The sequence below is a fragment of the Meiothermus hypogaeus genome (assembly GCF_003574035.1).
GTDB classification, from domain to species: domain Bacteria; phylum Deinococcota; class Deinococci; order Deinococcales; family Thermaceae; genus Meiothermus; species Meiothermus hypogaeus.
The window spans coordinates 1-20,133 of the sequence record NZ_QWKY01000022.1 but is presented as its reverse complement, the minus strand read 5'-3'; the positions used below and the strand labels follow the sequence as shown (position 1 = coordinate 20,133).

Genomic DNA, 20,133 nt, shown 5'->3' with positions numbered 1-20,133 from the left:
TACCCCACTCCATCACGTCCCCACCTTCTGCCCCGGGCCTACCGGCTCGCCCACATCGGCGATTTGAACTTCGGCCTCGAGGGTTCCCTGGCCCTCCAGGTAGCGGATGGGCAGGCTGAGCTTGACTTGTTTGGAGCCATCGTAGAGAGCCGCCAGCAAGCCCGCATAGCGAGACTCCACCGTACCGCGCTTGACCTTGCGGGTGCGGGTAATTTCCTCGTCGTCAGCGTGGAGTTCCTTGGGCAGGATAGCAAAGCGGCGCACCTTGAGTTCGTCCGGCAAACTCTCACAGGCCATTTTGAGTTCTTGGGCGATCAGAGCATAGACCTGCGGGTTGGAGGTCAGGCTTTGATAGGTCGAAAAGACGATGCCGCGTTTACGTGCCCAGTTCTGGGTATTCTCGGGGTCGAGCTCGATCAGAGCAGTTACAAAGGGCTTTCCGTGGCCGATCACGACCGCCTCGCGGATATAGGGCGAGTATTTGAGACGATTCTCCAGGAACTGCGGGGCAAAACGGGTTCCATCGGCCAGGGCCCCCACTTCCTTGAGCCGGCCCAGGAGCACAAGGTGGCCGTTTTCGTTGAAGAAGCCGGCATCGCCCGTGCGAAACCAGCCGTCCTCGGTAAAGGTTTCCTTGGTAGCGGCTTCGTTTTTGAAGTAACCCGTAAAGACCTGCCCACCCTTGACCTGAATTTCGCCGTCCTCGGCGATACGCACCTGGGTGTTGCGCAGGGGCTTGCCCACCGTCTCGGGCGGGGTATCGCCGGGCAGATGGGCCACGCTGGTGGCGGCGGTCTCGGACTGGCCATAGACCTGGCGAATATCCACGCCCAGGGCGCGGAAAAAGGTGAAGACCTCCGGGCCCAAAGGCGCACCCCCAGTAGCAGCAATGCGGCAGGCGGCCAAGCCCATACGGGCACGGATTGGGCGGGCTATCAACGGATACGCCAGGGCCCGGGCCAGGTTCAGGCCAAAGCCAATGGGCTCTTTGCGGAACTCGCGTTGGGCGCACTCGAGCAAAACCCCCATGCCCCAGCGGTAAACCGCTTTCTTCAGTCCATCGGCATCTTCCATGCGGCTGCGCACGAGGGCCGCTGTGTCCTCCCAAAGCCGCGCCGGGGCCAGGTAGAAGTCGGGCTGGACTTCTTTAACATCCTCGCGCACGGTAATCATGTCTTCAGGGAAATGAACCACCGTACCATCGGTAAGGTTACGCACCACCGTGAGCATCTGCTCACCAATCCAGGGGAGCGGCAAATAGGAAAAGACCCATTCCCCACCCCGGATGCTGATGGTCTCGCGGCCTGCTTCAGCGCCCGCAATCAACTGGGCATGGGTCAGCATGGCCAGTTTGCTTCGGGCCGTAGTGCCGGAGGTCGGGGCCAGAAGGGCGATGGTATCGGGCCCCACCCCAGACTTAGCAGCCCCCACGGCCTGTTGGCTTTGGGCGGTCTGCCCCAGGGCTACGGCACTGCTAAAGGGCCGCACGCGCTCGTTCCAGTACTTACTCATACCGGCCTCTTCCCAGACCAGCACGAACTTTAGTTTTTCCAGGTGCGGCAGCACTTTATCGAGCTGTTCTTCGTCCGAAACCACGATGCCCTGGCACTCGGAAAACTCGATAAAGTAGCCCACTTCCTCGGGCATGGCGTCGGCATAGATGCCCATGGGCATGGCCCCAACGGTCTGCGCAGCCATCTCGGCAATAACCCACTCCGGGGCGTTCTGGCCCAGGATGGCCAGCACCCGGCCCGGCTCCAACCCCAGTTGCAACAGCCCACCGGCAAGCTGCTCCACGGTCTGTTTCAAGTGGGCCCAGGAGGTGGTTTCCCACACCCCCAGGCGCTTGACCCGCAAGGCAGGGGCATTGGGTTTGGTTTCGGCGTAATGGGCCAAGAATTCAACCAGGGTTCGGTTCATGCGCTCCTCCCCAGATAGGCCTCGGCCACACGCGGGTTCTCCCGCACCCCCGCCGGAGCGCCCTGGTACAGCACCTCGCCGTAGGACATGACCAGCACACCGGTAGAGAGCTCCAGTACAGCTTTTAAGTCGTGCTCAACCAGCACCAGCGTTACCCCCCACTCACGCCTTGCATCCAGCAAAAAGCGGGCCAGATCCTGCTTTTCTTCCAGGCTAAGGCCGGCCATGGGCTCGTCCAGGAGCAGCAGTTTGGGCCGACCCGCCAAAGCCCGCGCCACCTCCACCCGCTTTTGCAGGCCGTAGGGCAGGGCCCCGGCGGGGGCGTGGCGGTAGGGAGAGAGGTGCAGGTAGTCCAGCACCTCTTCGGCATGGCGGCGAATTTTCCACTCGAGCCTTGCTTTGGGGGCCAGGTCGGTGTAGCCCCCCACGGCCAGTTCGGCCCCCAGCTTAACGTTGTCCAGCACGGTCATACCCCGAAAGAGCTCGAGGTTCTGAAACGTCCGGCCCAGCCCCTTGCGCACCCGGGCCTGGGGGCTCTGCCCGGCCAGGTCTTCGCCCAGGAACACCACCCGGCCCTGCTGTGGCCTGTATAACCCCGACAGTACGTTGAGCAGGCTGGTCTTGCCCGCCCCGTTGGGGCCAATTACGGCAAAGAGATCCCCCTCCGAAACGCTAAAACTCACCCCCACCAACGCCTTGACGCCCCGGAAGGAGAGGTGCAGGTCCTGGGCTTCCAGCAGCACCTTAGACATAACGTCCTCCCGCAAGCCCCGTGAAGTAAGGGGTAAGACGACCGGCTTCCCCTAAACTCATACCCATCGCTTCCTCCTGCGGTAGCGCTTGGCCTCGGAGAACCCCCCCGCCACCGCGCCGCCCAAGTAGAACTCCATCACGTCGGCATCGGCCTGGGCCTCCTGGGCTGTGCCCTCGAAGACCACCCGGCCCTGCTCCATCACATACACCCGCTCTACGATGGAAAAAGCCGCCCGAGCATTCTGTTCGACCAGCACCAGGGTAAGGCCCTTGTCGCGACGCAGTTCGTCAAGTACCCGCATGACTTCCTCGGTCAGCTTGGGCGAAAGGCCCAGGCTGGGCTCGTCCACCACCAGAATTTTGGGTTCGGTGAGGAGGGCCATGCCCAGCAGAAGCATCTGCTGCTCGCCCCCCGAAAGGTAACCCCCCTGCTCAAAGCGGCGCTCGTAGATGCGTGGAAACCGGGTGAAGATTTCGTCGGTAATTTCCTTTTGACGTTGAGGCGACAGCTTGTGGGCAGCAGCCCGCAGGTTTTCGGTGACGGTCAGGTAGCGAAAGATGGGGCGACCCTCGAGGATCGCAGTCAGGCCCAGTTCGGCTACCTTGAGGGCGGGCAGGTGGTTGGCTTCCTGGCCGTTGATGACAATTTTGCCGTCCAGGACACGGCCATCGTATTGTGGCAGCAAACCTGCCATGGCCCGCACCAGGGTGCTTTTCCCGGCCCCATTGGGGCCCAAAAGCGCGATGGCCTCCCCGGTTCCAGCCCGCATACTCACGCCCTGCAAGGCCAGGATGACCCCCCGGTAGACCACCTTCAGATTTTCGACGTTAATTTCAGCCATAGGGCAAACCTTGTCTCAGGTCTCATATCGCACGAAACACGACATCTTTCAAACCCGCTCGATGCGGTGCTGTCCAAACAGCCCATACGGACGAAACAAAAGCACCAGCAGCACGATCAAGAAGGGGATGGCCTGGGTAATGCCGGGAAGGAAGGACTCGAGGTATAGCTGCGAAAAGGCCTCGATGAGGCCAATCAGCAACCCCGCCACCACTGCACCCGGCACCGAGTCAAAACCCCCCAAGATCGCCACCGGAAAGACGATCAGACCCAGCAGCACCAGGTGGTGGCCCGGCCCACCACCCCCGGCAGCCCCCGCCAGGAATGCACCCCCAATGGCCGCCATCATGGCAGAAATGCCCCAGGCCACGGCGACCACCCTGGGCGCATTGATGCCCATGGCCAGGGCAGCCGTCTCGCTTTCCGATACCGCCCGCAACAATATCCCGTAGCGGCTGTACTTGAGCAGCGTGACCAGCAAAATGGCCAGCGGCAGTGCCAGAATCAGACTCCACACCGCTTTTGAAGAGAGAAACACCCCCCCCATATTGAACGCCAGGTTGGGCATTTCCTTGGGGAGTTGAGAGATGTCCGCTGCCCCCATGGCTTTCTGGTCTGGCCCCCAGAGAATGAGGGCCGTACCGTCCAGGGTCGCGGCCAGGCCAATGGTGGCCATAATGACCGCCACCACGTTGCGCCCCAGCAGTGGCCTTACAAACCCCCGCTCCACCAGCACCCCAAAGGCAAAGGCTAGGGGAAGTGCCAGCAATAGCGCCACTAGGAGCGGAAAAAAGAGTGACATGGTGTAGGTCAGGTAGGCCCCAATGAGCATGAACTCGGCAATGGCAAAGTTAACCACGCTGGTAGCACGGTAGACCAGCACGAACCCAGAAGCAATTACCGCGTACAAGGCCCCGTTGGCCAAGCCGTTGAGGATGGTTTGAACGACAAGGGAAAAATCCATTGATGAGCCTTTTACGACAAGCTGGGGGTCGAGCGCCCAAAAATGCCGGCCCCGACCCCCAGCACAAACGAACTGTTCAGAGCTTGGAGCCGTCTACCCAGTCGGTAATGGCATCGAAGCGGACATCCCGCACGTTGGCCCGCCAGAGCTTGGTGAAGGGCAGTCGGCGCTCGACCCAGCGCATGTTGCGCACCTGCCCACCCGCGTTGTAGTCACCCAGGCTATCCAGGGCTTCGATCATGCCGGGGCGGTTGAGCTTGCCCGCTGCATTGGCCCGTCGCATGGCCTCGGCGATCACATCCATGGCCATCCAGGAGCCCATGTAGTAGGTAGTGCGGTAGGAGAGGTCGCGGCCTTTGGCCCGGCGCAGGGCCCGAATTTGCTCCACCGCCGGTACCGTGGTGTCGTAGTAGTAGGCGTTGTGGTAGGCCACAATAAAACCGTCGGCGGCGGCACCAGCCCGCTGCATCAGGGCCAGCTCGGCAGAGTAGTAGGTACCCATGAAGGTGGCCCGGATGCCCTGCTCACGGGCAGCCCGTATCAGCAAGGGCTCCACGGTTAGCACGTAGCCGTGGACAATCACAAAATCGGGCTGGGCCTGGCGCAGCTTGGTTACGATGGGGGTCGCGTCGGCAATGGCCAGGGGGGTTACCTCTTCACCCACAATCTGGAAGCCCAGACGGGCCGACTGCTCTTTGATGAAGGGAATGGGGTCGCGGCCAAACTCGGAGTTGGAGTAGCACAGGAAAATCTTGGCGCCGCGCCCCTTCTGGCGGCGAATCTGCTGCAACAGCGCCCCGGCCATATCGTTGTAGGTGGGGCCGAAGACAAAGATGGTGGGATAGGTTTTGGGGTCGGCCAGTTCGTTAGAGAACGAGGTAGCGGTGTAGGGCAGACGCAACCGGGTAATTTCCGGGGCCAGAGCCTTGGAAAGGCCGGTGGAGTTGCCATACACGAACACCAACTCCTCCGGGCTTTCCCGCTGGACTATGCGGTTAAAAGCAGCGGTGCCGCGGGCTACATCGTAGCCATCGTCCTCGACAACCAGTTCAAAACGTCGCCCGCCGATTCCCCCGGCATCGTTGATGCGGTCGGTTGCGTCGCGGAATGCATCCAGGGCTGCGTTGCCCGCAAAGGCAAAGGCCCCCGTGAGGGGCAGAATAGCCGCGAGCTTGACCGGGCGGGCCTGTGCGCGGGCAATCATCCAGGGGCTATACACCGCTGAAGCTGCCAGACCTGCTTTTAGTACTTGCCGACGGTTCATTTTCATGTACTTCCTCCTATTGGGATTACTTCTCCGATTGTGTTGTGCCCCTAGAATACTATGACGGCTTGCATTTTGTGTACCCGGTTCAAAACCAGCCTGTTTAGGCGAACCCCAGCGGCGAACCACGCTCAATCTGGGCTTCGGACTCCGCCCATCCAACAAACAGTGGAGCTAACATGTCCAGTGGTATGATTCCGCTGCTTACCCAGCCCATTACCCTCGAGGGCCAGAGTCCCATCCAGGGCTTCTGGGATGGCATCACCATCTGGAAGAAACTCAACGCGCCCTACTCCCTGGGGAGCTATGTGAAGGTGGAGGATACCCTGACCCTCCAGCCCGGCGTCCACTTTGTGGCAGACGGGGGCTGGCTTTCCATCGAGCCAGGCGGAACCCTTGTGGCCGTCGGAACCGCCGCCGAGCCCATTGTGTTTACCGGGGTCACACAAACGCCGGGTGCCTGGGATGGTATTTACTTCGCGGTGCACAACCGAGGCCAGGTTCATCGTCTGGAGTACGTCCACATGTCCTACGGCGGCGGGGACTCGAGAGAACTCATCGCCAACGGCCTCATCACCAACTACTCGGCGGGACTATACATCGCCCCCAGCAGCTTCCGGCACAGCTCGAGGTAGGCCATCTCTTGCACCGACGAGGATCGGGCCCTGGTGCGGCTGGGGCCCGGCAACACCTTCTCGAACAACGCCTTTGGCGATATAGATCCCGACTGCAATCCCACCAATGCCCCATGAAACCTGGAGGGTTCCGCCCCTGAAACCCCTTTGTCTGGCCGTGTACAGTAAGCAGAACCACCCATGATACCAGATTCGGTTAGTTCGTCACCAAAGGGTGACGAACTAACCCGACCGAAGTTATCCGCGTAGCGGAGGGCGATACCGCCCCTTGGAAGTTATCCGCGTAGCGGAGGGCGATACCGCCCCTTGGAAGGGAGACGCTTTCTTCGCCGACCGACAGTGAAGGGCCATCGGCCCCCGGCTAGCGCCGGTACTCAAGGGAGGGGTGTGCTCTAGGATTCAAAAAGACAGCCTCTGGTGTTTTTGATTTTGTAAACTGTCTTTTTGAATCCGGTATGAAATGTTGACCTGCTTCACAGAACCCGGCTCGGGATAAGCCACATCGTGGTCATCAACCGCAAATGAGGGGTGCGCGGGGCAAGGATACTCCCGCAGCCCACCGCTTTAAAAAAGCTGTACAGGAGCACCTCAGCCCGCTTCTACGTAAGATGCGATGTACTCCAGCTCCTTCAGGTGGCGCAGGTCGTGCCCGGCCAGCATCTGCACAATAAAGCGGATCGTCTCGGGGCCGCGTTCGGGATGATAGGCCACCTTGTCCCAGTCAGGCGGCTCCAGGTTGCGCAAAAGCTCCAGGTTCCAGCGGCGCAAGGCGCAAAAGGCCTCCAGGGCCAGCCGGGCCGAATAGCTTTCGTAGTTGCGGTAACGGATGCCCCAACGGTCGTGATCAAAAGCCTGGGCTTTATCGGCGCCCGCCAGGGCCTGCCGTATGCGAAAGCCGTAGCCAATTTCTATATCCGCCAGGTGGCAGTAGATCTCCCCTGCCGTCCAGTGGGTCAACTCACAACCCCGGCGCATGTCCAGGCGGGGAAACAAATCGGTAAGCATTTCGGGCGTCTGAGCCAGCACTTCCAGGAGGTCGCGGTCGCCCAGGGCCTCGAGGTTCTTCTGGACGTACTCGAGTTTTTCCATAGAACCATGCTAGGCCCAATGCCCAGGTACAGAATTCCCTTCTGGCTTGAGCCTTGGGTCTTGGTTTTGCAAATATGCTATGGGATCACCAGGGCCGGTGCGTGAACTCACACCACCCCCAACCGCGCCAGCAGTTCGAAAGGTTTAGCGGCAAAGCGCTCTATCGCGGCGCTCAGATTGGACACCTGCCATTGCCGCAAGCAGTTGATGGCAAAACCCCGGAGGTGCGCCAGGCCCATCGCCGCCTGACCTCGCACCAGGCAACGATCTTCAGCAAAAGTCACATCGCGCACCAGAGAGTCATGGTGCTCAATACTCCAGCGGCTGCGAATGAGCCTGGCCAGGCGCGCAGCCTCCCAGTCCAGACTGGTGAGGGCATAGCTGCGGCTTTGCTTGAGGTGACGGGTTCGCTTGTCATACCAAATCCACGTAAACCCCTTGCCTTCTCCCCTGGCTGGAGAAGGTGACGACACCACGACCGCGCTATTTACAATCAGTTACGCAAACGCAATTGACTGCATCTGGGGTGTCGCCGAATGAGGGAGCTTGGAACGACTCTCAAAGCCAGCTCTACAGGTAAAGTTGGTATTAGCTAAGGTTTGCGGGGGTTTACGCACCGACCCTGATGAGGTGGAGATAACGTACATCTTGTGGTTAGGTTGGCTTTAAACTAAGAACCATGCTCCAACTGCACCTGCTGGGTTATCCGTGTTTTGAACTCGAGGGCAAACGGTACGAGCTCGCTTCACAAAAGCCGCTGTATCTGTTGCTGTACCTGGCCTATCAGGGCGATTGGGTCAGCCGGGCGCACTTGGCCACTTTTTTATATCCCGACGAAGACGAGCCCACCGCCCGCCACCGCTTGCGTTTGCTACTCTCGCGCCTCCGAGAACTCCCCTGGATCCAGACTCTCGAGGCCGAGCCCCAGCGCTTACGCTTTAAGGTAGCAACCGATGTGCAGGCATTTCGAGCAGCCATCCAGCAGCGAGACTGGGCCAAAGCTATACAACTCCACCAGCGACCCTTGCTGGATAAGTACCTCATTCGCGAAGCCCCCGCTTTTGACACCTGGCTCGAGGCAGAAAGGGAGGAACTGCGTTCGCTCTGGCGGGAGGCCGTATTGGAAGCGGCCCTTGCTTTGGGCCAGAAAGGCCAAAACAAGGAAGCTGCTGGCCTGCTGCGCCGGGTCTGGGAACAAGACACCTTCGACGAGCAGGTACTGCAAGCCTACCTGCATAGCCTGCATGTGCAAGGCCGTCGAGATGGTGCGCTAGAAGTATTTGAACTATTCAAAAGCCGCTTGCAAAGCGAGTTAGGGCTGGCTCCCCTCCCTGAAACCGAACACCTGGCCGAAGCCATTCGGCAAGGGCGGCCCCTGGATACCCCTCCACCCCGAGCCGGGCTCCCCCTCCCGGACAGCCCTCTGATTGGTCGCCAAATGGAGCTGTCAGAGCTGAGCCTGGGAGCCCCCCGGCTGCGGGTACTCACGGGCCTAGGCGGTGTGGGCAAAACCCGGCTGGCCCTAGAGCTGGCAAGACAACAGGCCGACCAACTGGCCCAAGGAGCCTATTTTGTTTCGCTGGAAGGGGTAGAGAGCCTTGAGCAAATCTCCGTCGCCATTGCCGAAGCGCTGGGGTTTACCTTTTTTGGCCCCAGGGAACCTAAAGCCCAACTGTTGGATTATCTGAAGAGCAAAGAAATACTGCTGGTGCTGGACCACTTTGACCATCTGTTGGAAGAGGCTGGATTGCTGGCAGAGATGCTCGAGCAGGCCCCAAAGCTGCGTTTGCTGGTTACCTCCCGGCAGCACCTGGAACTGCCCGAGGCCTGGAATTACCCCCTTCAGGGTCTACCCCCACCCGACCCCACCCACCTGGAGTCGTCTGAGGCCATCCTTTTTTTTGTGCAAACCGCAAGGCGCAGCCGCCCCGACTTCAAACCAACCCTAGCCGACTTGCAAGCCATCGCAGAACTCTGCTCGAGCGTAGAAGGTCTGCCCCTGGCCTTGGAACTGGCCGCAACATGGGTGCGCGAGCTTTCTTGCGCGGAGATCCTCGAGGAAATCCGCGACCATCAAGGACTACTGGGCCACAAGGCGACCGGGATGGAGGCGGTGTTCGAGCACTCCTGGCATTTACTCTCGCCCGAGCAGCAGCGCTTGATGATGGCGCTTTCGCTCTTTCGGGGAGGGTTTAGCCGCAGGGCTGCGCAGCAGGTTACGGGGGCTTCGCACTACCTTCTCTTAAGCCTGCTGGGCCACTCTCTACTACAAAAAGAGTCCATTGGCCGTTATCGAATGCATTCGCTGCTGCAACAATACGCGCAGCAAAAACTCGCACAACAGCCCGAACTAATGGCTCACCTTCAACACCAACACGCCCTGCACTTTGTGGCCTTCCTCGAGGCGCAAAACAAACCTTTGCAAGAGGGGCGCTGGGATCGGGTGGTGGACGAGGTCGCGGTCGAAGCCGAGAACATCCGGCTAGCCTGGATTTTTTGCTTGCAGCAGCGCCTATGGCCCCAGCTCGAGTCGAGTGTAGCGGCTTGGGGCCACTTTCTCAGCTCGAGGGGCCTGTACCGCGAGGGGCAGGCGACCTTTGCCCAGCTGGCAGAAACTGCCCAAAGCGAAGAACAGCCGCTCCTGTGGGCACAGGCGACCCAGCGACAGGGTTGGTTTGGTCTGCAACTGGGCCAGACCGAGAGCGCCAAGACTTTGCTCGAACACAGCCTGCCCCACTTAGAGCAGCAGCGCCACACCAACGGCCTGCTGTACGGTTACAACGGACTGGGGGTGGCCTGGACGCGGCTGGGCGACTACGCCCAGGCCGAGATGTGGTTCCAGAAGGCCCGCGCCCTTGCGGAAGAGACCCAGAACACCGCCAGTTTAGCCAACACCCTCAACAGCCTGGGCAACACCTGCCGCTGGACTGGAAGGTTTGCCGAGGCCACCGAGTTTTTTCGACAAGGGCTTCGACTCGCCGAGGAGATTGGCAACCAGCAAACCACCGCCTTTTTGTTGGCCAACCTGGGCGGAGCGCTTTGGGAATTGGGCCAGCAGCAGTCGGGTCAACAGACCACCCAACAGGCGGCCCGACTGGCCGAGGAAATCCGCCACTGGCCTTTGCTCTCGGGCTGCTTGTCCAACCTCGCGGAGATGAGTTTTGTGCAAAAGGACTATGCCGCGTCTAACGATTTGCGCCAGCGCAGCCTGAGCTTGCGGCGAGAAATGGGCAACCGTCGGGGTGAAGCCTTCGACACGGTAATGCTGGGCTACAACGCCCTCAGATTAGGCCAACCGACGGAGGCCCGTGAGCACTTCCTGGAAGGACTGCGCATCGCCCAGGAGGTTGCCGCCAGGCCAATTCAACTCGATGCGCTGATCGGTCTGGCCGAACTCGAGCTGAAGGCAGAAAAACCAACCAAGGCCCTCCCTTTGCTGCTGCTGGCCACCCAACACCCTGCTACATCGGCAGAGGCCAAAGGCCGTGCTAATCAGCTCCTGTCTGCACTTCCGCTCGCCAAGGTAAATGCGGCCCGGAAAAAGGCGGCGTCACTCGAGCTGGAGCAGGTGGTGAGGCAGATTCTCGAGTAATTGCTTGCCCGATTCAACCTACTGTTGCAAGTTTTGCTCGAGGCTACTTTACTGTATCGGTATCTTTGATGTTCCCTGAGAACACATTGCCCTCGAGCACCGGCTTGGCCTGCTCACCAATCAAAATCCCTATCTCGCTGCCCGACACCGTGTTGCGCTGGGCGCTGCCACCCGAGCGACCCAAAAAGCCAACGCCATTGCGCTGGTTGCCCACAAAGCGGTTGTTCTGCACTATTGCCTCTGCGCTGCCTTCCAGCAATACCCCGTTAAAGTTCTGGCCGATTTGGTTCTCTACCAGGGTGGCCCGTGCGTTTTTGCTAAGCATTACCCCGGTTTCACGATAGGCCCGAATGGTATTGCCCCGCAGAGTGGCTTGGGCCGCTTCGTCCAGCACCAGTCCGTGGCTTAGGCCGCCCTCCATCTGGTTGCCGGTGAGGGTGGCCTTGCTCTGACCCTTGAGGTAGATATAGCCCGCGCTTCGCAGGATGTGGTTGTTGCTCAGGGTCAGTTCGGCCCGGTCGGCAGCGTAGATGCTCGACCAGGACAAGGTGCGCTCGATCAGGTTGTCCACCAAATCGGCTTTACTGTCGCCCAGGGCTTCCAGCACCCCTGCTGGATGATCTTTAAGAGTGTTGCCCTGTAGCAAAATGCGGCTGCTGTCTTCTAGCAGAATGGCCCCGATGTAGGTATCGTTGGGGTACGCGCCTCCGTTGCGCTCGAGGGTGTTGCGGAGGGCTTCTACGCGGGCTTGATTGTCTATGGACAGAGCAAAACGGGGGTTGTCGCGGATTTGGCTGTTTTCCAGTCGAAACTCGCTTTGATCTACCACCCTTATGGCATCAAACTGCTCCTTGTCATTGAAGCGCCCGTTGCGCTCAATTACGCTATCGAAGAGTTGCACCTTGCTGCGCCCCGCCATTTGCAGGGCCGGGCGGCGGGTGTCTTGTAGCAGAATATTCCGAAGCACAGCCTGGGCGTTGTCGGCGGTATACACCCCAGTGTCGTTTTTGAGCAAACGGCTGTTGCTAAGTTCCAGCACCGCCCCATCAGCAAGCTGTATGCCCGCCAGTTGGTTGGCAGTCCACTCGCTGCCTTCGGCCCGCCCCTGGGCCTTACCGTAGAGGTACAGCCCATTACCGTAGCCAAAGGGACGGGAAGGGTCGGTTGAACGGGCGGCTAAGGCTCCGCGAAAACGGCAGTTGATAATTTCAAAGCGAGCATCCTGAATGTTGAGCAGGTCTCCACCCCTAAACCCCGCCTGCTGAAAGCCTAGGCCCTCGAGGCGCACACTTATGTCTCCTTTGACCAGCATTCCCACCGGTGAAGCGCGCAGGCTCAAGATGCTGCGGTCATGGCCCTCCCCGATGAGGGTCAGGTTTTGGCTGACCACCAGCGGTTCGCTGAGGCTGTAGGTGTTGGCAGCTAAGCGATACGCCCCGCCGCTGGCGGCTGCCTTGACGAGTTCTCCGACCGAAGAGATGGGCGTGGGGGTTTGGGCCAAGCCCCAGCCCAGCCCGGTCACCAACACTGCCAATACCAATGGTTTCATGATTCTCCCTTCAGCAAACTGCTGCGCTGGTTGCGCTGCTGGGCTACCCGTTGCGCCCACCAAAGGCTGGCCATCGCCAACCCAATCAATCCCATCGCGACTAGAGGTCGGTAGATAACCCAAGCTAGGGCTACTGAACTCAGCGATAGCACCAGAGCTAGCACACCGGCAAACAGGTTGGCCCCCAGCCGTGACAAATCGCCCACCAGCGGAATCCACCGGGTAGCTTGAATCAGCAGCGAAACCGCGAGGCGTAGTCCGAATAGCATCAGGGCAAAACCTGCCACACGTAGGGCCAAAGTCAGGCTGTGGTTGTTGCTCAGGGCTTGCTCGAACATCACCGGGGCCGAATGCTGTCCGGGCCGAATCAAGGCCACGGTAGCCCCCGAGGCGCTTTGGGCCTCGAGGCGGTTGCCGTTTTGCTGGGCCACTACGCTCACTAGGGTAGGTGGGATGTACTCAAAGCGCACCCGTACATCCCCCAGTTTGGCCTCGGCAGGGCGGCCCGAGCCATAGGGCAGATAGAGGTAGCCCCCCTCGAGGGCAACCCTGCTGAGGCCCAGCGCCTTCTCCACGGTTGGCAGGACGGCAGGGTCTAGGGGCAGCGGTTGAAAGCCAAACAAGCGCTGGGTCAGGCCCTGATCGAGTTGGAAATCGCCCAGCGCTACCGAGGGGGCGGTGAGGGTAGCGCTTTTGAACGGCAGGGCCTTGGGGTTGTGTTGCTCAACCGGGAAGTTGCTCGAGTCCACCGGGGTTTCCGACCAACGTAAGGCGTGGCTTTGCTCGTCCTCGGTGCTGGTTACGTTTTTCCACTGGTACATCTCGACGGTGCGGCGCAGCCGCAGGGCCTCGACCTCAAGGCCCAGAATGGGGTCGCGCAGGGCTTGAGTGGGGCTGGCTGTCCCACTAAGGTGTACCAGGGCGCGGTTGTGTTTGGGGTCAATAGGTTGGGGCTGTACCGCGATAACCCGACTGGCCCCTTGGTTGAGCGCTCGAGCGATATTCACCGCACGGCCCTCATTCCAAAACAGCAGCGGAAAGGCGGCCACAAACAACAACAAGCCCCCAGCCAAGGCAACAGTCCCTTTGAGCATATACACCTCCAGTTCTTGTCACCTCAGGAAGTTTTGTCGGGGGGGGGCATGTTCCGACAACACCCGCCGGGTGACGCTAAAAATGTTTACTGCGAAGGCCACCAGCCCCAGACCGACCAACACAAAGATCAGATTTACCCAAAACACCCCCTCAATCCTCTCGGAGCCGAGGCTTTGCAGGGGCATCAGGGCGACAAAGGCCCCCATCAGCCCCATCGGCCACGGGGTGTTGCTCCAGGAGGCTCCGCTGGTGTGGTTCTTGTAGGCCATCACCGCGAACCGCCCGAACAGCCCAAACCCGCCCACCACCAGTTGATCGCCCTCGGCAACTGGGGTTTCCCCGTAGGTTTGCAACAGCAGGCGGGTTTGGTGGTCGAGGGTCAGCTCGGTCAGGCGGGCTGCGGTCAGGCTGGGCCGGGGATGTGCTTGGGTGACTCGACCCTTCAGGATACGCATGGAATGCCTCTGTGGGTGGGGCGGTATACACCGCCCCATCTATACGGTCAGGTTTAGCGCTTGCTGGGTGCGGGGATGAACGGCCCGAACTTGTCGCCATAGCGCCCGATCACCGACAGCGCGTCCTCCAGGCTCATGCGGGGCAGCCAGACCTCGGAGTCCGCCGCCAGGCTGCTGCCCTGTACGTTCAGGCCCAGGATGCTGCGCAGTTGGTTGGCCCCGGTGTTGGGGGCGCTGACCTTGGCCTCGGCGACGTTGCGGTCTATCACGTTGCGGGCCATGTAGGCGCTGGCCCAGCGCTGCGAGACCTTGAGGTTGGCCTGTTGCAGCAGGTTGCCCTTGCCATCGGCAATCCCTCGAGCCTCGTCGGCTAGGGCGCTTACCTTCATCTTGGTGTTGAACTCGAGGTAGTCGGCCACCACGTTGCCAAAGAACAGGTTGTCGCGCAGCACGATGCCTTTGGCGTTGGCGGCGTTGTCTATGCCGTAGAAGTCGGAAAGGGCGAAGATGTTATTGGTGAGGGTGTATTTGACATTGGCCTCGAGCTTGATGGCCGAGCCACCTTGGGTCTGGGAGAAGGGGTCGTACTTCTCGGTGAAGGCCGCCATGTTGTTCTCGAAGGTGTAGGTGGGCTGCTCGGCGGCGTTGGTGGAGTTGAAGCTGCGCGAGAGGTGGAAGCCGAAACCGGTGTTGTTGATAGCCGCATTGTTCTTGACCAGCACCTTGCCGCCCCTGCCGGGGAAGAAGGCAAAGGCCCCCTGCGAGGCCGCCGCGTTTATCACGATATTGGCCTGTATCACGACCTCGCCCTGTTGCCCGGTGGTGATGGCCATGGCATTGGTGTCGGGGCTGAACAGCGAGTTTGCGGCGGCCTTGCGCTTAATCCGCAGTTCCTTGTCGTCGGTGTAGGTATTGCGCGGGCCGTGATCAATGATGATGCCTTCCACCACCACCTTGTGGGCCACGGGTTTGACGTTGGTGGAAAACTTATCGGTCTTGATTGAAAGGCGCGGGGTGATGGCAAAGTTTTGCGAGGTACGCGATCCGGTCAGGATGGTCTTGTACTTGCCCCAGGGATCGCGCTCGCTAAAGTCGTCCGACCAGCCGCCGTAGATCTCCACCGGAACCGTGATCTCGTCGCTGCCATTCTCGCCGCGCCCCACATAGCTACCCTCGGCGATGAAGACGCGGTCTCCAGCGGCCAACAAATCCACCACGTTGCCCAAGTCCTTGACTGGGGCTTGGACGGTGCCCTCGCGGCCCGAGCCGCGCTTGGAGCTGACGAACCAGTCTCGAGCCAGGGCCATAGTGCCGATTGCCAAGATCATCCCAATGAGCAAGAGCTGTTTCATGTTTTCCTCCTGGATTAGTTGAGGCCGCTTTGATCGTCTTCCATGTTTTCGATCTCGGTTTTGTCGCGGTTCCAACTCTTCACCTTGTGCAGCAGGTAAGCGAAGACATTGCCTGCGGAGAGGGTGATGGACTGGCTACGGTGAATTCCCCCGCTGGCGGTGATCTCCAGTGCAGCTTGTTGACCGCGTGAGACTTCGACCCGAATGCTGCTGGAAGTGTCAAAGTGCTCGGCCAATTCGGCCTCCATCACCACCCAAACTTCCGAGACGATCCGCGCATCAGTGCCCTCTCGAGCTAAGTAGTTGCGGGCCGCAAGCGCATCGCGGTTGAGCATGGTTTGCAGTGCCCCTTCGTTGATAAAGAGCTTGACCAGTTTGAGCCTTCCGCTGCGGGCTTGCTCAAACGTCATATTGCGAGCCGCGCTTAGGTTGAGGCCATAGACCCGTAGGCTGCCGTTGGCTTCCACCTCAGCCTTGGTGGTGTTGTTCCAAGTTATCTCCACTGGAGACAGTACCCGCACACGGTTGTTTAGGTGCTCGGCACGAATATTGTTTTGAATTGCCAGATAGGCGGCTGATCCGATCGGGTTTTTCTTTTCGCCGTAAGAACCCAGCACCACATTCTCAGCTTTCCCTCGGAAATACTTGACACTGTTGTGCTCCAGATACTGATTGGTGATTTTAGTTTGGGCCAACGCCTGCTGCGCCGAAACCCCGAACAGCATTACCGACACTAGGGTCAAAATAAGTCTCATATAGTTCTCCTTTACTCAAGATTTCTGTAGTAGTTTCCTGCCAACCTGTTGCCAATGGATACCATGTCTACCCTGCCTCACGCATGTCTCCCTCCTTGGTCGCAATACTCTCTGTGGGCCGTTGCAGTGCCGTTGCAGTGGCGTTGCTAGGGCTTGGGGCTGCCAAGCTGCTCATGCTCGGCCTCCCGTCCGGCTACCAGGAGTTGGTCGAGGTAAAACCACACCGCCACCCACGACTCAAACTCGAGCCGTTCCCCGGTTTTTAGGTTGTGCAGGCTGTACTGCGGCTGATGGTTCTTCTCGACAAAGCGAACCAGATAGCTGCCGACCACCTTCTCACGGGACATGGGCTACAGCCTAGGCAGGCCCCGTTGCAGCGCCGTTGCAGTGGGTTATGGCGGGGGCAGACGGCTTGTTTTGGCTTTCGGGATTGAGGTATGAGCCATTCTAGGCCAGCAGTTGTTGCACCAGGGTTTCAAGCGGATCTCTAGCAGGTTCACCCGTAGAGGGCAACTGTTCCAGCAAGGTCTGGCTCTCGCGCCGGGTAGTGCTTTTTGTGGCAGGATGGGCCACAACTTCGGCCAGCAGTTGCTTGGCCCGGAGGGGTTGTTGCACCTTGGCGAAATACTGAGCAAAAGCCGCTAGGTCGGCCAGTAGTTGGGGCCAGGCTTGAGCTTTCCAAGACAGCTCGAGGCTTTGCTGCAAATGGGGCAAGGCTTGGGCTGGGTCGCCGAGTTTGAGCAAGGTTTGGCCTAGCATTCGCAGTACCTCGTTTTTGATGTTGAGTTCTTGCACCTGTTCAGCCAAGGCCAAGCTGGCTTGGTACTGTGCTAGGGCTTTGGGATAGTGCTGTTGTTGGTAAAACACCCCGGCCAAACTCGAGGTCAGTATGGCTTCGGCCCGAAAGGCTTGAAGGCCTTTGATCAAAGCCAAGCCACGCTCAAAAGTGTGTTGAGCGATCTGAAATTGGCCCAGTTCGATGTTTAGTGCCCCGATGTTGTTCAGCGCGATGGCGGCATTGCCCAACTCATTCATGCCCAAGTACAACTCCAAAGCCCGGCTATAGCAGGCTTGGGCTTCAGCCCAGCGGCCTTGCTCGCGCAGAATCAAGCCCAGCCCGTGCTGGATATTGGTTTCTTGGCGCATATCGCCGATGGCCGCAACGGTCTGGGCGGCCCGGTAGAGGTACTGCTCGGCCTGTGCGTACTCCCCCTTTTGCCAGTGCAACCGCGCCATCGAGGTCAGAACATAGCCAAGCTGTTTTTCGACCCCCTCGAGTCCCGTCAGCAGTTCGAGGCTTTGCCCCAATTGCTGCTCGGCTTGACCAAGGTGGCCCATCACCATCGAACGGTCGGCCAAGCCATTAATCACCCCCGCCATCAGCCGGTCGCGCTGCTCAGAGAAGGGTGCGGAAGTCAAAATGTCTACCGTGCTCTCGTACACAAGGTTGCCCTCGCGGTGCCGGCCAGTCATCGAATACAAGTAGTCAATGCTGTTCAGGGCTTTCTCGAGCAGGTCGAGCCGATTCTGCTTGCAAAGCCACAACCAGCCCACCCGGCAATTCTCGGTGTCGGGATAGAGCTGCAAAAAGGTGTGTTTGGCATCGGCAAATCGCTGGGCGATCTGGGTCATGAAGTATTCGGCGTGCCGCTGGTGGGTCGGCACCAGGTCGGCTGTTTCCCCGAGTTTTGCTGCGGTGTATTGCTGGATCAGGGGGTGTAAATCCATTCGGTAGCCGGGCTGCTGTCTGATCAGCGACTCATTAACCAGGGACAACAGAAGGCTGTAATGCGCCCCCGCCACTTGTTCGGCGGCCTCGAGGGTACAGCCGCCCACGAACACCGAGAGCCTAGCCAGGGTCTGCCTTTTTTTTTCTGAAAGATTGGCCCAGGTCTTGTCCAGAATCGCCCGCAGGTTGCGCTGACGCTCGGGCAGGTCGGTGAGGTCGGTTTGCAGCAGGTCGTAGCCTTGTTCCAACTCCTGGGCGATGCGCCCGACGGGCATGATCCGTGCCCAGCTCGAGGCCAGCTCAATCGCCAGCGGGTGTCCCTCCAGCTTCTGGCAAAGCTGGGCGATGGTGTCCAAGTCGCTTTGCTCTAAAACGAGTTGCGGGGCCACCCGCTTAACCCCATTGACGAATAGTTGCACCGCATCATAGCTTTCGGGCGGCAGAGCGCTGCCGGAACCGGGGTAGCTCAAACCCTGTACATCAAACAGCCACTCCCCGCTCAGCTTGAGGCTCTCGCGGGAGGTGACCAGCAGTTTGAGGTTTTGGCTCCGCTGCAAGATTTCCGCCACCAGCCCGCTGGCCGCCATAACCTGCTCGAAGTTGTCCAGCACCAACAGCAGGTGTTTGTTGCTTAGGTAGTCCAGCAGTTGGGCCTTGGGGTCGCGGTTAGGAGCCAGCTTTAGCCCCAGCGATTGAACCAGGCTCGAGACCACCCCCTCGGCTGAGTCCAACGCGGCCAGCGAGACGAACCGCACCCCGTCTGCGAAGCTACCCTGTACCTGCTGGGCCAGCTCGAGGGCCAGTCGGGTCTTGCCCGTACCCCCAATGCCCATCAGGGTCAGCAGGCGACACTCGGGCTGTTGGAGTTGCCCGGTTAGCTCGCGCAACTCCTGCCTGCGCCCGACAAAGCGGGTGGACTGGGCAGGCAGGGGGCTGGGCTGAGCCACCGCCCTTGCGGGACTGTGGGCCAGCAGAGGCTTGGACTCGCGGATGCTTTGGGCCAAGGTTTGGGTTTCGGGCAGCGGCTCGGTTTCAAACTCTTGCCACACCGCCTGCTGAAACCCGTCGTAGGCTTTTAGGGCCTTTTCCCGCTGTCCGGCCAGATAGGTGGTTCGTAGATAGGCTTGCAGCACCGTCTCAGCCAAGGGGTCACAGCCCAGCAGCTTGTGCAGCACCTCAGAGGCCGAAGCGAAATCGCCGCCAGCCTCGAGGGTCTGGGCTTGGCTCAAGAGTGCAGATTCGTAGAGGTTTTGCAGGCTGGCCCGCTCCAGCTCGAGCCAGCTCGAGTAGGTTGGCAGGTCGGGGTCGCTGTAGCCGCCCAGCAAGGGGGCCGCATAGAGGTCTATGGCCTCCTGCCAGCGCTGCCCCTGAACCGCCTGCTTGAAAACCTGCACATCGGTTGACGGGTTGAAGCGCAATTGCTGGGGGGTGGCCTCGAGGGTCTTGGCCCATTCATAGGGTTTGGCCCGGTGCAGCAGCAGACGAAGCTGGGTGAGGGCTGCGGTTTCCTCGTCGTCGGGTCTGAACAAGAAGGCGGCCTCGCTGCGGCTCACCCAGTCGCCCCGGTAGGCCAGATAGAGCAGCAGCAGGGTGGGCTTGTTGAGGGTCAATGCTCGAGTCGCCCTACCATCGCTCAGATGTGGCAAACCCAATAGCTCAACCCGAATGGACATTTGAACAAAGTCTAACAGATCAAATACAAAGGGTTGAGGTTCTCTGTAGCCTAAGACAGCTATAAGACGGCCCATCCACAGACTCTAAATGTGAGTCGTCTTGCCCCGCCCAAAACCAGCCCCCAGATCCTGGCCAGCTACATCCTCAAGCTCGAAGCTCGGGAGGGGGTTTTGCTGTTTGTGCTGCACGATCTGCGCGGTGGGGAGCGGCTGGTCTTCGACTCGGCAGAAGCACTCAAGCGCTTTCTCGAGCGCTCTGCCGCGGTGAGACGGCGGTAAGACGGCCCATCGCCAGACTGGGTACAGGAGGGCAGCATGAAACGAAGGTGGATCGGGATTCTAAGTACACTCACGATAGACTTTTACTATGGGAAACTTTCGGTACATTGAGTTGAGCAGCGAAGAGGATGAGCGGCTGAGGGCCATCGAGCAGAGCCCGCACATGAACAAGAAGGTCAGGCTGCGCA

Annotated in this window: 17 protein-coding genes; 3 read left to right on the top strand and 14 right to left on the bottom strand. The window is 60.0% G+C overall.

Going from position 1 to position 20,133, the window contains the following annotated elements; all coding sequences use genetic code 11:
- Positions 1-12: 12 nt before the first annotated feature.
- From Mhypo_RS07645 to Mhypo_RS07625, 5 genes are all read right to left on the bottom strand, one after another.
- Complete coding sequence (locus tag Mhypo_RS07645; protein WP_119340709.1) at positions 13-1,920, bottom strand: AMP-binding protein; 1,908 nt, start codon at positions 1,918-1,920, stop codon at positions 13-15.
- Complete coding sequence (locus Mhypo_RS07640; RefSeq protein WP_119340708.1) at positions 1,917-2,672, bottom strand: ABC transporter ATP-binding protein; 756 nt, start codon at positions 2,670-2,672, stop codon at positions 1,917-1,919. The genes Mhypo_RS07645 and Mhypo_RS07640 overlap by 4 nt, the downstream gene beginning before the upstream one ends.
- 57 nt (positions 2,673-2,729) lie before the next feature.
- Positions 2,730-3,515, bottom strand: a complete 786-nt coding sequence (locus Mhypo_RS07635; RefSeq protein ID WP_119340707.1) for an ABC transporter ATP-binding protein — start codon at positions 3,513-3,515, stop codon at positions 2,730-2,732.
- Positions 3,516-3,563: 48 nt separating this feature from the next.
- Positions 3,564-4,478 (bottom strand): branched-chain amino acid ABC transporter permease, encoded by a 915-nt coding sequence (locus Mhypo_RS07630; RefSeq protein ID WP_119340706.1) that lies wholly within the window; start codon positions 4,476-4,478, stop codon positions 3,564-3,566.
- A 76-nt stretch (positions 4,479-4,554) separates the two neighbouring features.
- Positions 4,555-5,742 (bottom strand): ABC transporter substrate-binding protein, encoded by a 1,188-nt coding sequence (locus tag Mhypo_RS07625; RefSeq protein ID WP_170148245.1) that lies wholly within the window; start codon positions 5,740-5,742, stop codon positions 4,555-4,557.
- 191 nt (positions 5,743-5,933) lie between these two features.
- Between Mhypo_RS07625 and Mhypo_RS07620 the strand changes: the two genes are divergently transcribed.
- Positions 5,934-6,377, top strand: coding sequence for a hypothetical protein (locus Mhypo_RS07620; protein ID WP_119340704.1), 444 nt, complete (start codon positions 5,934-5,936; stop codon positions 6,375-6,377).
- 588 nt (positions 6,378-6,965) lie between these two features.
- Here Mhypo_RS07620 and Mhypo_RS07615 read toward each other — a convergent pair.
- Positions 6,966-7,466 (bottom strand): DinB family protein, encoded by a 501-nt coding sequence (locus Mhypo_RS07615; protein WP_119340703.1) that lies wholly within the window; start codon positions 7,464-7,466, stop codon positions 6,966-6,968.
- A 107-nt stretch (positions 7,467-7,573) separates the two neighbouring features.
- Positions 7,574-7,942: a transposase family protein gene (locus tag Mhypo_RS07610; RefSeq protein WP_119340702.1), complete on the bottom strand. Its 369-nt coding sequence runs from the start codon at positions 7,940-7,942 to the stop codon at positions 7,574-7,576.
- Between the two features lie 203 nt (positions 7,943-8,145).
- Here Mhypo_RS07610 and Mhypo_RS07605 point away from each other — a divergent pair, with 203 nt between their 5' ends.
- Complete coding sequence (locus tag Mhypo_RS07605; RefSeq protein WP_119340701.1) at positions 8,146-11,058, top strand: AfsR/SARP family transcriptional regulator; 2,913 nt, start codon at positions 8,146-8,148, stop codon at positions 11,056-11,058.
- A 43-nt stretch (positions 11,059-11,101) separates the two neighbouring features.
- On the opposite strand, the gene Mhypo_RS07600 is transcribed toward Mhypo_RS07605, so the two are convergent.
- The 7 genes from Mhypo_RS07600 to Mhypo_RS07570 all read right to left on the bottom strand — a co-directional run bounded on the left by Mhypo_RS07600 (position 11,102) and on the right by Mhypo_RS07570 (position 19,666).
- Entirely contained in the window at positions 11,102-12,607 is a 1,506-nt protein-coding gene (locus Mhypo_RS07600; protein WP_119340700.1) for a right-handed parallel beta-helix repeat-containing protein, read from the bottom strand.
- Positions 12,604-13,701, bottom strand: a complete 1,098-nt coding sequence (locus Mhypo_RS07595) for a TMEM43 family protein (protein WP_119340699.1) — start codon at positions 13,699-13,701, stop codon at positions 12,604-12,606. The genes Mhypo_RS07600 and Mhypo_RS07595 overlap by 4 nt, the downstream gene beginning before the upstream one ends.
- A gap of 18 nt (positions 13,702-13,719) precedes the next feature.
- Positions 13,720-14,157: a hypothetical protein gene (locus Mhypo_RS07590; RefSeq protein ID WP_119340698.1), complete on the bottom strand. Its 438-nt coding sequence runs from the start codon at positions 14,155-14,157 to the stop codon at positions 13,720-13,722.
- 53 nt (positions 14,158-14,210) lie between these two features.
- Positions 14,211-15,509 carry a hypothetical protein gene (locus Mhypo_RS07585; protein WP_119340697.1) on the bottom strand — a complete coding sequence of 433 codons (1,299 nt, stop codon included), beginning with the start codon at positions 15,507-15,509 and terminating at the stop codon, positions 14,211-14,213.
- 14 nt (positions 15,510-15,523) lie between these two features.
- Complete coding sequence (locus tag Mhypo_RS07580; protein WP_147371343.1) at positions 15,524-16,243, bottom strand: hypothetical protein; 720 nt, start codon at positions 16,241-16,243, stop codon at positions 15,524-15,526.
- Positions 16,244-16,410: 167 nt separating this feature from the next.
- Positions 16,411-16,611: a hypothetical protein gene (locus tag Mhypo_RS07575; protein ID WP_119340695.1), complete on the bottom strand. Its 201-nt coding sequence runs from the start codon at positions 16,609-16,611 to the stop codon at positions 16,411-16,413.
- Positions 16,612-16,711: 100 nt separating this feature from the next.
- Positions 16,712-19,666, bottom strand: coding sequence for an ATP-binding protein (locus tag Mhypo_RS07570; RefSeq protein WP_170148241.1), 2,955 nt, complete (start codon positions 19,664-19,666; stop codon positions 16,712-16,714).
- A gap of 90 nt (positions 19,667-19,756) precedes the next feature.
- On the opposite strand from Mhypo_RS07570, the gene Mhypo_RS07565 reads away from it, so the two are divergent.
- On the top strand, positions 19,757-19,945 hold the full coding sequence (locus Mhypo_RS07565) for a hypothetical protein (protein WP_119340693.1): 189 nt from the start codon (positions 19,757-19,759) through the stop codon (positions 19,943-19,945).
- The last annotated feature ends 188 nt before the right edge of the window (positions 19,946-20,133 follow it).